This is a genomic window from Burkholderia sp. BKH01 (assembly GCF_025685725.1).
GTDB lineage: Bacteria > Pseudomonadota > Gammaproteobacteria > Burkholderiales > Burkholderiaceae > Burkholderia > Burkholderia pyrrocinia_C.
This window is the reverse complement of record NZ_JAOTQT010000012.1, coordinates 90,312-105,756: the sequence shown is the minus strand read 5'-3', so window position 1 is coordinate 105,756 and position 15,445 is coordinate 90,312. Positions and strand designations below refer to the sequence as shown.

The window sequence follows — 15,445 nt, the reverse complement described above, 5'->3', positions numbered from 1 at the left end:
GACCGGCCGTGCCGGTCGCGTTACTTCTTGCGTTGCGGCGGCAGGTCCGTACAGACGCCTTCGTACAGTTCGGCGGCCATGCCGACCGATTCGCCGAGCGTCGGGTGCGGATGGATCGTCTTGCCGATGTCTTCCGCGTCCGCGCCCATCTCGACGGCGAGACACACTTCGCTGATCAGGTCGCCCGCGTTCAGGCCGACGATCCCACCGCCGATCACGCGATGGGTTTCTTCGTCGAAGATCAGTTTCGTGAAACCTTCGTCGCGGCCGTTCGCGATCGCACGGCCCGAAGCGGCCCACGGGAACACGGCCTTGCCGTACTTGATGCCTTCGGCCTTGCACTGGTCTTCCGTCTTGCCGGCCCAGGCCACTTCCGGATCGGTGTACGCCACCGACGGAATCTGCAGTGCGTCGAAGTACGCCTTCTCGCCGTGCGCGGCTTCCGCTGCGACGTGGCCTTCATGCACGGCCTTGTGCGCGAGCATCGGCTGGCCGACGACATCGCCGATCGCGAAGATGTGCGGGACGTTCGTGCGCATCTGTTTGTCGACGTCGATGAAACCGCGATCCGTGACGGCAACACCGGCCTTGTCGGCGCCGATCTTCTTGCCGTTCGGGCTGCGGCCCACCGCGACGAGCACGAGATCGTAGCGCTGCGCTTCCGCCGGCGCCTTCTCGCCCTCGAACTTCACGTAGATGCCGTCTTCCTTCGCTTCCGCGCCGACCGTCTTGGTCTTCAGCATCACGTTGCCGAAGCGTTTCGCGTTGTACTTTTCCCAGACCTTCACGAGATCGCGGTCCGCGCCCATCATCAGGCCGTCCATCATTTCGACGACGTCGATTTCGGCGCCGAGCGTTGCGTACACCGTCGCCATTTCGAGGCCGATGATGCCGCCGCCGATCACGAGCATGCGCTTCGGCAGCTGGCGCAGTTCGAGCGCGCCCGTCGAATCGACGACGCGCGGGTCTTCCGGCATGAACGGCAGCTTCACGGCCTGCGAGCCCGCGGCGATGATCGCCTGCTTGAACTTGACAACCTTCTTGCCGTTTTCGCCCTGCACTTCCATGTGATACGGATCGACGAACGCGCCGGCGCCCGTGACGACTTCGACCTTGCGCGCCTTCGCCATGCCGGCGAGGCCCGTCGTCAGCTTCTTGACGACGCCGCCCTTGAAGTCGCGCAGCTTGTCGAGATCGACCTGCGGCTTGCCGAACGTGATGCCGTGCGACGCGAGCGCCTCGGCTTCGTCGATGACGAGCGCCGTGTGCAGCAGCGCCTTCGACGGGATGCAGCCCACGTTCAGGCAAACGCCACCGAGCGTCGAGTAGCGCTCGACGAGCACCGTCTTCATGCCGAGATCGGCTGCGCGGAATGCGGCCGAGTAGCCGCCGGGGCCGGCGCCGAGCACGAGCATGTCGCATTCGATGTCGACTGCGCCGGCGTAGCTGCCGGCTTGCGGCGCGGGCGCCGGGGCGGCTGCGGCCGGTGCCGGAGCAGCCGCTGCGGGCTTGGCCGGTTCCGGTGCTTTCGCGGGAGCGGCGGCGCCTGCCGATGCTTCGACGATGGCGATGACGGTGCCTTGCGAGACTTTCTCGCCGGCCTTGACCTTGACTTCCTTGACGGTGCCGGCGACGTCGCTGGGCACTTCCATGGAGGCTTTGTCCGATTCGAGCGTGATGAGCGTCTGCTCTTTTTCGATCACGTCGCCCGGCTGCACGTTGACTTCGATGACATCGACGCCGCTGAAATCGCCGATATCCGGAACCTTGACTTCGATGAGACTCATTACTGTCCCCTTCTTGATTAGCTGCAGACAGAGGGGGGAGAAACTCGCGATGACCCCGTTACGGCCTGACAAAAGAACGCGAACCAGAGCAGAACCACCTTTGCTGTCCGCCCAAGGACGCGCCTTTCTTTTGGTTACTTTTCTTTGGAAGACAAAGAAAAGTGACCGCCGCCCCGCGCAGGGGCGACGCTAGCAGACCGTCAGGAAAGCCAGTTCAACGACGAAGCGTGGATAATCAACATAAACCCCACGCCCCCGCGAGCCCCTCCCCCGCTCATCAAAGAACGATGCGACGGAAATCGCCGAGCAACGCACCGAGATACGCATTGAACCGCGCGGCTTCCGCGCCATCGATCACGCGATGGTCGTACGACAGCGACAGCGGCAGCATGAGACGCGGCACGAACTGCTTGCCGTCCCACACCGGCTTCGTCTGCCCGCGCGACAACCCGAGGATCGCCACTTCCGGCGCGTTGATGATCGGCGTGAAGTTCGTCCCGCCGATCCCGCCGAGCGACGAGATCGAGAAGCAGCCGCCCTGCATCTGGTCCGGCTTCAGCTTGCCTTCGCGCGCAGCCTTCGACAGGTCGCTCATTTCCTTCGCGATGTCGACGAGGCCCTTCTTGTCCGCATCGCGGATCACCGGCACGACGAGGCCGTTCGGCGTATCGGCGGCGAAACCGACGTGGAAGTACTGCTTGAACACGAGGTTGTCGCCGTCGAGGCTCGCGTTGAAGGTCGGGAATTTCTTCAGCGCGGCGACGACCGCCTTGATCACGAACGCGAGCATCGTGAACTTCACGCCCGCCTTCTCGTGCTCCTTGTTCAACTGGACGCGCAGCGCCTCGAGATCGGTGATGTCCGCTTCGTCGTTGTTCGTGACGTGCGGGATCATCACCCAGTTGCGATGCAGGTTCGCGCCCGAGATCTTCTTGATGCGCGACAGCGGTTTCGCCTCGAACGGGCCGAACTTCGAGAAGTCGACCTTCGGCCACGGCAACAGGTTCAGCTCGCCGCCGCCTGCCGGCGCGGCTGCTGCAGCGCCCGGTGCTGCGCGCTGGCCCGTCATCACGCCCTTCACGAAGCCCGTGACGTCGTCCTTCGTAATGCGGCCCTTCGGACCCGAACCCTGCACGCGTGCGACTTCGACGCCGAGTTCGCGCGCGAACTTGCGCACCGACGGCGATGCGTGGCTGGCGCGGTATTCGCCCGACGGCGCTGCGGCAGGTGCCGCGGCGGCAGCCGGTGCCGGCGCAGCCTTCGCGGGTGCGGCGGCGGGCGCCGGAGCCGGCGCAGCAGCGGCCGGTGCCGGTGCGCTGGCCTGCGGTGCGGCAGCCGGTGCGCCTGCGGCTTCGAGCAGCACGATCAGCGTGCCTTCCGACACCGAATCGCCCACCTTCACCTTGATGTCCTTTACGACGCCCGCAGCCGGGCTCGGCACGTCCATCGTCGCCTTGTCCGATTCGAGCGTGACGAGCGACTGCTCCTTCTCGACCGTATCGCCGACCTTCACGCCGATCTCGATCACCGGAACGTCCTTGTAGTCGCCGATGTCGGGCACCTTCACTTCGAGCGTGCCGCCGGCCGCTGCCGGTGCGGCAGCCGGTGCGGCCGGTGCCGGCGCTGCCGCCGAAGCAGGGGCTGCCGCCGGCGCCGCCGCGCCGTTCGGCTGTGCGGCTGCGCCGCCTTCGAGCAGGATGATCAGCGTGCCTTCCGACACCGAGTCACCCACCTTCACCTTCACTTCCTTAACCGTGCCCGCCGCGGGGCTCGGGACGTCCATCGTCGCCTTGTCGGACTCGAGCGTGACGAGCGACTGCTCGGGCTCGACCGTGTCGCCCGCCTTCACGAGCACTTCGATGACGGGCACGTCCTTGTAATCGCCGATATCCGGCACCTTCACTTCGATCGCTTGACTCATCTGTATCTGTCTCCATGGCCGCGCGCGCTCCTCGCGGAAGCGACGCGCGACATCACACGGCGTGTGCGTTAAACGGTCATCGGGTTGGGCTTGGACGGATCGAGGTTGTACTTGGCGATCGCGTCCGCGACCACCTTGCGCTCGATCGTGCCTTCGTCGGCCAGCGCGTTGAGCGCGGCGACGGTGACCCAGTGACGGTCGACCTCGAAGAAGTGACGCAGCTTCTCGCGGGTATCCGAGCGGCCGAAGCCGTCCGTGCCCAGCACGACGAAGCGGCGATCGATCTGCCCGCGAATCTGGTCGACCAGCGCGCGGACGTAGTCGGTCGATGCGATGACCGGGCCCTGCGTGTCCTTCAGGCACTTCTGCACGTGCGACAGGCGACGTTCCTCGGTCGGATGGAGCAGGTTCCAGCGCTCGACCTGGTGGCCTTCGCGCGCGAGCTCGGTGAAGCTCGGCACGCTCCACAGGTCGGCGGCGACGCCCCAGTCGTTCTTCAGCAGGTCGGCGGCAGCGATCACTTCGTTGAAGATCGTGCCCGCGCCGAGCAGCTGCACGCGCGGCGCCTTCTTGTCGGCGTCGGCCTTCCTGAACGCGTACATGCCCTTGATGATGTCGGCCGCCACGTGCTCGCCCTGCGGAATCGCCGGGTGCTCGTAGTTCTCGTTCATCACCGTGATGTAGTAGTACACGTCTTCCTGGTCCTGCACCATGCGGCGCAGGCCGTCCTGGATGATCACGGCCAGTTCGTAGCCGAAGGTCGGGTCGTAGCTCACGCAGTTCGGCACCGATGCCGCCCACAGGAGCGAGTGGCCGTCTTCGTGCTGCAGGCCTTCGCCGTTCAGCGTCGTGCGGCCCGCGGTGCCGCCGAGCAGGAAGCCGCGCGAGCGCATGTCGCCCGCGGCCCATGCGAGGTCGCCGATCCGCTGGAAGCCGAACATCGAGTAGAAGATGTAGAACGGCACCATGATCTCGCCGTGCGTCGAGTACGACGTCGCCGCCGCGATCCAGTCGCACATGCCGCCCGCTTCGTTGATGCCTTCCTGCAGGATCTGGCCGGTTTCCGATTCCTTGTAGAACATCAGCTGGTCGGAATCTTCCGGCACGTACTTCTGGCCCTGCTGGTTCCAGATGCCGATCTGGCGGAACAGGCCTTCCATGCCGAACGTGCGCGATTCGTCCGGGACGATCGGCACGACGCGCTTGCCGAGCGCCTTGTCCTTCAGCAGGATGTTCAGGATCCGCACGAACGCCATCGTCGTCGAGATCTCGCGGCCTTCGCCCGTGCCCTTCAGCAGCGGCTCGAACGCGTCGAGCGCCGGTACCGGCAGCGACGTCGCCTTCTCGCGGCGGTGCGGCAGGTAGCCGCCGAGGTCCATGCGCTGCTTGCGCATGTATTCGAGTTCCTTCGAACCTTCCTCGAACTTCAGGTACGGCACGTCGGCGATCTGCTCGTCGGTGATCGGCAGGCGGAACTGGTCGCGGAACTTCTTCAGTTGCTCGACCGGCAGTTTCTTCTGCTGGTGCGTGATGTTCATCGCCTGGCCCGACTCGCCCATCCCGTAGCCCTTGATGGTCTTCGCGAGGATGACGGTCGGCGCGCCCTTCGTGTTGCTGGCTTCGTGGAACGCCGCATAGATCTTGTGCGGATCGTGGCCGCCGCGGTTCAGCGCCCAGATGTCGTCGTCCGACCAGTCGGCGACCAGCGCCTTCAGCTCAGGCGTGTTGAAGAAGTGCTCGCGGACGAATGCGCCCGATTCCGACTTGTACGTTTGGTATTCGCCGTCGACGACTTCCATCATGCGGCGCATCAGCGCGCCCGTCTTGTCGCGCACGAACAGCGCATCCCAGCGGCTGCCCCAGATGACCTTGATCACGTTCCAGCCGGCGCCGCGGAATTCCGATTCCAGTTCCTGGATGATCTTGCCGTTGCCGCGCACCGGGCCGTCGAGACGCTGCAGGTTGCAGTTGATCACGAACACGAGGTTGTCGAGCTTCTCGCGGCTCGCCATCCCGATCGCGCCGAGCGATTCCGGTTCGTCCGTCTCGCCGTCGCCGAGGAACGCCCACACCTTGCGGCCTTCCGTCGTCGCGATGCCGCGCGCCTGCAGGTACTTCATGAAGCGCGCCTGGTAGATCGCCATGATCGGGCCGAGACCCATCGACACGGTCGGGAACTGCCAGAAGTCCGGCATCAGCCACGGGTGCGGGTACGACGAAATGCCGTTGCCGTCGACTTCCTGGCGGAAGTTGTCGAGCTGCTCTTCCTTCAGGCGGCCGAGCAGGAACGCGCGCGAATACACGCCAGGCGACGAGTGGCCCTGCACGAACACGAGATCGCCGCCGTGCTGGTCGGACGCTGCGTGCCAGAAGTGGTTGTAGCCGACGTCATAGAGCGTCGCGGCCGACGCGAACGATGCGATGTGGCCGCCGACGTTCGTGTCCTTGCCTGCACGCAGCACCATCGCCAGCGCGTTCCAGCGCGTGTACGAACGGATGCGGTGCTCGATGTCCTGGTCGCCCGGAATCTTCGCCTGGGCTTCGACCGGAATCGTGTTGATGTACGGGGTATTCGCGGAAAACGGCAGGTGCTCGCCGTGCATGCGGGCGAACTCGATCTGCTTTTCGATCAGGTAGTGCGCGCGGCCGGTGCCCACGGAGGAGATCACGCCATCGAGCGACTCCAGCCACTCAACGGTTTCTTGCGGGTCGTCGTCACGTTCGGCGGCGACATATTTCATCACTTCGTTCGGTACAGCGGACATTCTCGTCTCCTGGGTCCTGGAATGTGAGGATCGCTCTCGTGCAGACGACGCGACGCGACCGGCTGCGGGCAAGCTCCAGCGGATTGTAATGAGCGTGCGCGGGCCCGCGCAACAAAATTTTCGAATCGTGAGATCTTTTCTCGTAATGCGGAATATTGCTGCGCCGCACCCATGCTTCGGGGCTCCGCGGCACGTCCCGGCGGCATAAATCCGTTTCCGTTCAACATATCCGGTATGGGTTTTCCATGTATTGCGCTGCGCTACAATCCTGCCATGTTGACCGATCGGCTTTTCGCACGCTCGGCGCGACCGTCGGGCCCGCCGGCGGAGTCGCAGCCGTCCCGTTGGCACCACGGACCGTGGTGGTCCAATTCCTATTTGCTGACGCCGCTGCTGTCGATTCTCGTGTTCCTCGTGGTGATGAGCCTCATCCTGTGGAGCCTCAATCGCCGCGAACAGCAGCAGCAGGAAGACACCCTCTTCCGTAACGTCGCGTGGGCGCAGCAGCAGATCCGCCTGTCGATGACGGGCGCGCAGGAGCAGCTCCAGGCGCTGTCGCGCGATCTCGCGTCGGGCCGCCTCGACCAGAACGCGTTCCAGATGGCCGTCGCGGACGTGATGCAGACGCATCCGGAAATCCTCTACCTGAACTGGTACACGGCGCCCGGCGTGCAGCGCTGGCCGGCCGTGCATCCGCCGCTGCTCGGCCAGCGGCTCGCGAAGCCCGGCGACGCGCAGATGCAGGACGCCGTGCGCGGTGCCTATGACGAAGCGCGCAGCACGCGCCGCCAGGCCTATTCGCCGCTGATCTACGACGACTTCGGCAACGGCTTCATCACGCTGCAGACGCCCGTGATGCGCGGCGACCGCGAATATCTCGGCTCGATCGCCGCGGTGTTCTCGGTCGAAGGCATCCTGAAGCACGACATCCCGCAGGAGCTGTCGTCGAAGTACAAGATCTCGATCACCGACTCGAACAACCGCGAGCTGTCGTCCACCTCGACGCGCCCGCGCCTGCCGCGCGACTCGCACTACGACCTGCCGCTCGATCCGCCCGGCCAGGGGCTGACCGTGCGCGTGTACGCGTTCCCGCAGCTCACGAACCTGACCAACAACACGCTCGTATGGCTCGTCGCGGGGCTGTCGTGCTTCGTGCTGTGGAGCCTCTGGAGCCTGTGGAAGCACACGCGCCAGCGCTTCGAGGCGCAGCAGGCGCTGTACGCGGAAGCGTTCTTCCGCCGCGCGATGGAGAACTCGGTGCTGATCGGCATGCGCGTGCTCGACATGCACGGCCGCATCACGCACGTGAACCCCGCGTTCTGCCGGATGACGGGCTGGGACGAAACCGACCTCGTCGGCAAGGTCGCGCCGTTCCCGTACTGGCCGCGCGACGCTTACCCGGAAATGCAGCGCCAGCTCGACATGACGCTGCGCGGCAAGGCGCCGAGCTCGGGCTTCGAGCTGCGCGTGCGGCGCAAGAACGGCACGCTGTTCCATGCGCGCCTGTACGTATCGCCGCTGATCGACAGTTCCGGCCGCCAGACGGGCTGGATGTCGTCGATGACCGACATCACCGAGCCGAAGCGCGCGCGCGAGGAGCTCGCGGCCGCGCACGAGCGCTTCACGACGGTGCTCGAAAGCCTCGACGCCGCGGTGTCGGTGCTGGCCGCCGACGAGGCCGAGCTGCTGTTCGCGAACCGCTACTACCGCCACCTGTTCGGCATCCGCCCGGACGGCCATCTCGAGCTGTCGGGCGGCGGCTTCGACCGCGCGCAGGCATCGTCCGACTCGATCGACATGGTCGACGCGTTCGCGGGCCTGCCGGCCGCCGCGCTGACGAGCAGCACCGCCGATGCGCAGGAGGTGTACGTCGAGAGCATCCAGAAGTGGTTCGAGGTGCGCCGCCAGTACATCCAGTGGGTGGACGGCCACCTCGCGCAGATGCAGATCGCGACCGACATCACGACCCGCAAGAAGGCGCAGGAACTCGCGCACCAGCAGGAGGAGAAGCTGCAGTTCACGAGCCGATTGATGACGATGGGTGAAATGGCGTCGTCGATTGCTCACGAATTGAACCAGCCGCTCGCCGCGATCAACAACTACTGCTCGGGCACGCTCGCGCTCGTCAAGAGCGGCCGCGGCACGCCCGAGACGCTGCAGCCCGCGCTGGAAAAGACCGCGCAGCAGGCGCTGCGCGCGGGGATGATCGTCAAGCGGATCCGCGAATTCGTGAAGCGCAGCGAGCCGAAGCGCCAGCCGGCGCGCGTCGCGGACATCGTCGCCGATGCGGTCGGGCTCGCCGAAATCGAGGCCAGGAAGCGCAGGATCCGGATCGTCACGGAAATCCTCGCAAGAATGCCTATTATTTATGTCGACCCCGTGCTGATCGAGCAGGTGCTGATGAACCTGATGAAGAACGCGGCCGAGGCGATGGCCGACGTGAAGCCGGCGTCGGCGGACGGCGTGATCCGCGTCGTCGCCGACATCGATGCGGGATTCGTCGACATCCGCGTGATCGACCAGGGTCCGGGCGTCGACGAAGCGACCGCCGAACGCCTGTTCGAACCGTTTTACAGCACCAAGTCCGATGGCATGGGCATGGGGCTGAACATCTGCCGTTCGATCATCGAATCGCATCGGGGGCGTCTGTGGGTGGTCAACAACGTCGAGCCGGATGGCCGCATTTCCGGCGCGACGTTCCACTGCAGCCTGCCCATTGGGGAACCCGCTGATCTCGGCCAAGGGGGGCGCGAGGCATCGGCATCACATACCGTAACGGGAGAACTATGAATAGCCCTGTCACCACCACTCAGGAAACCGTCTTTGTCGTCGACGACGACGAGGCCGTACGGGACTCGCTGCGCTGGCTGCTGGAGGCGAACGGCTATCGCGTGCAATGCTTCTCGAGCGCCGAGCAATTCCTCGATGCATACCAGCCTGCGCAGCAGGCCGGCCAGATCGCATGCCTGATCCTCGACGTGCGGATGTCGGGCATGAGCGGTCTCGAACTGCAGGAACGCCTGATCGCCGACAACGCCGCGCTGCCGATCATCTTCGTCACAGGGCACGGCGACGTGCCGATGGCCGTGTCGACGATGAAAAAGGGTGCGATGGACTTTATCGAGAAACCGTTCGACGAAGCCGAGCTGCGCAAGCTCGTCGAGCGGATGCTCGACAAGGCCCGAAGCGAGAGCAAGAGCGTCCAGGAACAGCGCGCCGCGAGCGAACGCCTGTCGAAGCTGACCGCGCGCGAGCAGCAAGTGCTCGAACGGATCATCGCGGGCCGCCTGAACAAGCAGATCGCCGACGATCTCGGCATCAGCATCAAGACGGTCGAAGCGCACCGCGCGAACATCATGGAAAAGCTCAACGTCAACACGGTGGCCGACCTGCTGCGCCTCGCGCTGTCGAAGAAACAGGCCTGAGCGTTCGCCGGCCGCGGCGGCACTGCCCGCCCGGCCCGCAGCCGCCCCGCGCGATGCGGCCCACTCGCGCGGCGGCGGCCTTTCCTCCCGGCGCGCGAGCGCCGCGGCCATGACGCTTTCCGCTTATTCGCTGTCGGACGGCAGCAGGCGAACGGTATAATTGCGTGTTTTGCTGCGGCGCTTCGGTGCCGTACGCACGCATTCCAACTTCCCGGCAGGACCCACCACCATGACAGCCCTCCTCATCGACGGCAACGCCCTTTCGAAGACCTTGCGCGCGCAGGCCGCCGAACGCGCCGCCGCCCTGACCGCACGCGGCCACCAGCCCGGCCTCGCGGTGATCCTCGTCGGCGAGAACCCGGCGAGCGAAGTCTACGTGCGCAACAAGATCAAGGCGTGCGTGGACAACGGTTTCTTCTCGCTGAAGGACGCGTACCCGGCAACGCTGTCGGAAGCCGACCTGCTCGCGCGCATCGACGAGCTGAACCGCGACCCGAAGATCCACGGCATCCTCGTCCAGTTGCCGCTGCCCGCGCACATCGACAGCCACAAGGTGATCGAGGCGATCGCGCCGGAGAAGGACGTCGACGGCTTTCACGTCGCGAACGCCGGCGCGCTGATGACCGGCAAGCCGCTGTTCCGCCCGTGCACGCCGTACGGCGTGATGAAGATGTTCGAGGCGCACGACATCGCGCTGCAGGGCGCGAACGCGGTCGTGATCGGCCGTTCGAACATCGTCGGCAAGCCGATGGCGATGCTGCTGCTCGAAGCGGGCGCGACCGTGACGATCTGCCACAGCAAGACGCGCGACCTCGCCGCGCACACCCGGCAGGCCGACGTCGTGGTCGCCGCGGTAGGCAAGCGCAACATCCTGACGGCCGACATGGTGAAGCCCGGCGCGACGGTGATCGACGTCGGCATGAACCGCGACGACGCGGGCAAGCTGTGCGGCGACGTCGACTTCGCGGGCGTGAAGGAAGTCGCCGGCCACATCACGCCGGTGCCGGGCGGCGTCGGCCCGATGACCATCACGATGCTGCTGATCAACACGATCGAAGCCGCCGAGCGCGCTGCCGCCGCGGCCGCCTGACCCCTGCCCGTTCAGCCGGCGCGCGGTTCCGTGCGCCGGCGTCTCGCCAGCCGCACCGCGCCGGCTGCACGTCGCCCGACGGCTTTCCCTCGCATCCGACCCTGCGTCAATCGCGCCGTTAGAAACTAACGATTGGAAAGCGCACGATGCGCCCCAATAATGTCGGTATCGGGCGCCATCGCGCCGTTACCCTTTTCATCCCGGTTCATCCGGCAACAGACAGGGAGTCTTATGTCCGCCAGCGCCAATACCAATCCGCTCCTCGACTTCTCCGGCCTGCCCCGCTTCGGCGAAATTCGTCCGGAACACGTGACGCCCGCGCTCGATACGCTGCTCGACGCAGCCAACCGCGCGGTCGAGGCCGCGAGCGCGCCCGCGACGCCGTCGACCTGGGCCGCCGTCGTCGAGACGGTCGAGCACGCGACGGAGCCGCTCGGCCGTGCGTGGGGCATCGTCGGCCACCTGAACGCGGTCGCCGATACGCCCGAGTTGCGGGCCGCTTACGGCGAGAACCTGCCGCGCGTGACGGAATTCTGGTCGAGCGTCGGCCAGAATCTCGCGCTGTACGAGAAGTACAAGGCGATCGCGGCGAGTGCCGAATACGCGACGCTGTCCGCCGAGCGCAAGAAAATCCTCGACAACGCACTGCGCGATTTCCGCCTGTCGGGCGCCGAGCTGCCCGAGGACCGGAAGCCGCGCTTCGCGGAGCTGCAGGAACAACAGGCCGCGCTGTCGAAGGCGTTCTCCGACCACGTGCTCGACGCGACCAACGCGTACGCGTACTTCGTGCAGGACGAGGCCGAGCTGGCCGGCCTGCCCGGCGACGCGATCGAGGCCGCCCGCGAAGCCGCGCAGAAGGACGGCAAGGACGGCTGGAAATTCACGCTGCACTTCCCGTCGTACTTCCCGGTGCTGCAGTACGCGAACAACCGCGCGCTGCGCGAGACGCTGTATCGCGCCTATGCGACGCGCGCGTCGGAACTCGGGCCGCAGTACGGCGACGGCAAGGCCGAATGGGACAACACGGCAATCGTCGCCGACGAGTTGAAGCTGCGCCGCGAAGAGGCGCAGATGCTCGGCTACCGCAACTTCGCCGAAGTGTCGCTCGCGCCGAAGATGGCCGAATCGCCGCAGCAGGTGATCGCATTCCTCGAGGATCTCGCGACGCGCGCGCGCCCGCACGCAGACAAGGACTGGCACGAGCTGCGCGCATTCGCCGCGAAGGAACTCGGCCTCGCCGAACTCGCGCCGTGGGACGTCGCGTACGCGGCCGAAAAGCTGCGCGAGCAACGCTACGCGTTCTCGGAAAACGAGGTCAAGCAGTACTTCCCCGAGCCGGCCGTGCTGAAGGGCCTGTTCACCGTCACCGAGACGCTGTTCGGCGTGCGGATCAAGCCGGACGACGCGCCGGTGTGGCACAAGGACGTGCGCTTTTTCCGCGTCGAGAACCGCGACGGCTCGCTCGTCGCGCAGTTCTATCTCGACCTGTACGCGCGCGAAGGCAAGCGCGGCGGCGCATGGATGGACGACGCGCGTTCGCGCGCGAAGCGCGGCAGCACCGTGCAGACGCCGGTCGCGTACCTGACCTGCAACTTCTCGGCGCCGGTCGGCGGCAAGCCCGCATGCTTCACGCACGACGAAGTCATCACGCTGTTCCATGAGTTCGGCCACGGGCTGCATCACATGCTCACGCGCGTCGACGAGCTCGGCGTGTCGGGCATCAACGGCGTCGAATGGGATGCGGTCGAGCTGCCGTCGCAATTCATGGAAAACTTCTGCTGGGAATGGGACGTGCTGTCGTCGATGTCGTCGCACGTCGACACGGGCGCCACGCTGCCGCGCGAACTGTTCGACAAGATGATCGCCGCGAAGAATTTCCAGAGCGGGCTCGGCACGCTGCGCCAGATCGTGTTCTCGATGTTCGACATGCTGCTGCACGTCGACTTCGACCCGGCGGGCGCAACCGGCGTGACCGCGTTCGCGCGCGAGATCAACGAGCGCTATCACGTGATCCCGCAGGCCGCGTTCTCGCGCTGGCCGAACACGTTCAGCCATATCTTCGCGGGTGGTTATGCGGCTGGCTACTACAGCTACAAGTGGGCCGAGGTGCTGTCGGCCGACGCGTACGCGGCATTCGAGGAAGCGGCCGCCGCGAGCGGCAGCGTGCTCGACGCGGCGACCGGCACGCGCTATCGCCGCGAAATCCTCGAGGTCGGCGGCAGCCGCCCGGCGATGGATTCGTTCAAGGCGTTCCGCGGCCGCGCGCCGGAAATCGATGCGCTGCTGCGCCACAACGGGATGGCCGCGCCCGCGCACTGAGCGCGCCGCCCCGCCCGGCCCTTCGGGCTGCATCGACAGGCACCGCTTCGGCGGTGCCTGTTTTCATAGTGCGGGCGATTCGTCGTCGAACAGCGAGAACTGCCCGTGACGCTCGGCCGTGTCCTCGTCGATGCGCACGCCGACGCCGAGCAGCCGCACGGCCTGCGCGCGCCGTTGCAGCCCCTTCGCGAGCAGCGTGACGGCCGTATCCGCATTCGTCGCGTCGGCCACGCACTCGACCGTCGTGCGCTGGAAATCGGCGAAGCGGATCTTCACGTACAGCTTGCGGATCGACCGCGCGGCGCCGGCGCGCGCGACCCGCGCGTCGAGCTGCACGACCAGGCGGCGGATTTCCTCCGCGCATTGCTCGAGCGTCGTCAGGTCGGTCACGTAGGTCGTCTCGACGCTGACCGACTTGCGCTCCTGATCGGCCTGCACGGGCCGCTCGTCGATCCCGCGCGACAGTTCGTACAGCCGCCGTCCGAACGCGCCGAATTCGCGGTGCAGGTCGATCAGCGGCCAGTCGCGCAATTGCGCGCAGGTCTGGATGCCGAGCCGGTCGAGCCGCGTGGCCGTCACCTTGCCGACGCCGTGCAGCTTGCGCACCGGCAGCGCCGCGACGAACGCGTCGATCTCGTGCGGCCGCACGACGAACAGGCCGTCGGGCTTGTTCCAGTCGGATGCGATCTTCGCGATGAACTTGTTCGGCGCGACGCCGGCCGACACGGTCACGCCGACCGTGTCGTGCACGCGCTGGCGGATCTCCCGCGCGATCAGCGTCGCACTGCCCTGACACCGCTCGGACCCGCTGACGTCGAGGTACGCCTCGTCGAGCGACAGCGGCTCGACATCGGGCGTGTAGTCGCGATAGATCGCCATGATCTGCCGCGAAGCCGCGCGGTACTTGTCCATCGCGGACGGCAGGATCAGCAGGTCCGGACACTTGCGCATCGCCAGCGCCGACGACATCGCCGAATGCACGCCGTAGCGCCGCGCCTCGTAGTTGCAGGTCGCGATCACGCCGCGCTGGTCGGGGCGGCCGCCGACCGCGAGCGGCCGGTTGCGCAGCGACGGGTCGTCGCGCATCTCGACCGACGCGTAGAAGCAGTCGCAATCGCAGTGAATGATCTTGCGCATGCGCGGCAGCGCGTCGCCCGGCGGCGGTGCGTGCGGATCGGCAGGCGGAATGGTGGTCGGGTTCACGGTGCCGATACTGTACAAAAACACAGTGTAGGTTTCAACTGTCGCGTGTGCCCGCCATCGGCCGCCCGGCCCGGCTGCGCCGTACCGGCCCGCTTCGCGCGGATCGTACCGGCCGTGCGCGGAGAGCGGCGCCTATACTCGTCTGCCGCGATACACGAAACGCAAAGGTGACGAATGAAGACGATCGGACTGATCGGCGGAATGAGCTGGGAATCGTCGGCCGAGTACTACCGGATGATCAACCGGCACTCGAAGGCGCTGCATGGCGGACACCACAACGCGAAGAGCGTGCTGGTGACGGTCGACTTCGCGGAGATCGAAGCGCTGCAGCGCACGCACGACTGGGCCGCGCTCGGCGAACGAATGGCCGGCGCCGCGCGGCAGCTCGAAGCGGCCGGTGCCGATCTCGTCGTGCTGACGACCAATACGATGCACCGCGTGCACGACGCGATCGAAGCCGCGGTGACGCTGCCGTTCCTGCACATCGCCGATCCGACCGGCAGCGCGCTGCGCGACGCGGGCGTCGAGCGCGTCGCGCTGCTCGGCACGCGCTACACGATGGAGTTGCCGTTCTATGCGGAACGGCTGCGCGGCAAGTTCGGGATGGAGGTGCTCGTACCGGACGAACGCGGGCGCGACGACGTGCACCGGATCATCTACGACGAGCTGTGTCACGGCGTCATCTCGCCCGAATCGCGCGCGACCTACGTGACGATCATCGAAGAACTTGCGCAGCGCGGCGCGCAGGCCGTGATCCTCGGCTGCACGGAAATCACGCTGCTGATCGGCGCGGACGACTCGCCGCTGCCGGTATTCGACACGACCGCGCTGCATGCGAAGGCAGCCGTGGAGTGGGCTGCGCAATAGCAACGCGCAACGACACGCGCGCAGAAAACAAAAAACCCGGCACGGGGCCGGGTTCCTGTCGACGAAGC

The 15,445-nt window shown here is 66.3% G+C and carries 9 protein-coding genes; 5 read left to right on the top strand and 4 right to left on the bottom strand.

Going from position 1 to position 15,445, the window contains the following annotated elements; genetic code table 11:
• Positions 1–20 precede the first annotated feature (20 nt).
• From lpdA to aceE, 3 genes are all read right to left on the bottom strand, one after another.
• Positions 21–1,787, bottom strand: a complete 1,767-nt coding sequence (gene lpdA / locus OEJ37_RS19140; RefSeq protein WP_263345118.1) for a dihydrolipoyl dehydrogenase — start codon at positions 1,785–1,787, stop codon at positions 21–23.
• A gap of 277 nt (positions 1,788–2,064) precedes the next feature.
• Positions 2,065–3,708 carry a dihydrolipoyllysine-residue acetyltransferase gene (aceF, locus tag OEJ37_RS19135; protein WP_263345117.1) on the bottom strand — a complete coding sequence of 548 codons (1,644 nt, stop codon included), beginning with the start codon at positions 3,706–3,708 and terminating at the stop codon, positions 2,065–2,067.
• A 68-nt stretch (positions 3,709–3,776) separates the two neighbouring features.
• Positions 3,777–6,473, bottom strand: coding sequence for a pyruvate dehydrogenase (acetyl-transferring), homodimeric type (gene aceE, locus OEJ37_RS19130; RefSeq protein WP_174420585.1), 2,697 nt, complete (start codon positions 6,471–6,473; stop codon positions 3,777–3,779).
• 273 nt (positions 6,474–6,746) lie between these two features.
• On the opposite strand from aceE, the gene fixL reads away from it, so the two are divergent.
• From fixL to OEJ37_RS19110, 4 genes are all read left to right on the top strand, one after another.
• Complete coding sequence (gene fixL, locus OEJ37_RS19125; protein ID WP_174420584.1) at positions 6,747–9,263, top strand: oxygen sensor histidine kinase FixL; 2,517 nt, start codon at positions 6,747–6,749, stop codon at positions 9,261–9,263.
• Positions 9,260–9,898, top strand: coding sequence for an oxygen response regulator transcription factor FixJ (gene fixJ, locus OEJ37_RS19120; RefSeq protein WP_006493245.1), 639 nt, complete (start codon positions 9,260–9,262; stop codon positions 9,896–9,898). The genes fixL and fixJ overlap by 4 nt, the downstream gene beginning before the upstream one ends.
• A 229-nt stretch (positions 9,899–10,127) precedes the next feature.
• Positions 10,128–10,988, top strand: coding sequence for a bifunctional methylenetetrahydrofolate dehydrogenase/methenyltetrahydrofolate cyclohydrolase FolD (folD, locus tag OEJ37_RS19115; protein WP_174420583.1), 861 nt, complete (start codon positions 10,128–10,130; stop codon positions 10,986–10,988).
• Positions 10,989–11,219: 231 nt separating this feature from the next.
• The gene (locus tag OEJ37_RS19110; protein ID WP_263345116.1) at positions 11,220–13,307 is read left to right on the top strand and encodes a M3 family metallopeptidase; all 2,088 of its coding nucleotides are present in this window, start codon (positions 11,220–11,222) and stop codon (positions 13,305–13,307) included.
• Between the two features lie 63 nt (positions 13,308–13,370).
• Here the strand turns inward: OEJ37_RS19110 and dinB are convergent, their stop codons facing one another.
• Positions 13,371–14,534: a DNA polymerase IV gene (gene dinB / locus OEJ37_RS19105; protein ID WP_263345115.1), complete on the bottom strand. Its 1,164-nt coding sequence runs from the start codon at positions 14,532–14,534 to the stop codon at positions 13,371–13,373.
• A 150-nt stretch (positions 14,535–14,684) separates the two neighbouring features.
• Here dinB and OEJ37_RS19100 point away from each other — a divergent pair, with 150 nt between their 5' ends.
• Positions 14,685–15,377, top strand: a complete 693-nt coding sequence (locus tag OEJ37_RS19100) for an aspartate/glutamate racemase family protein (protein ID WP_152856998.1) — start codon at positions 14,685–14,687, stop codon at positions 15,375–15,377.
• The last annotated feature ends 68 nt before the right edge of the window (positions 15,378–15,445 follow it).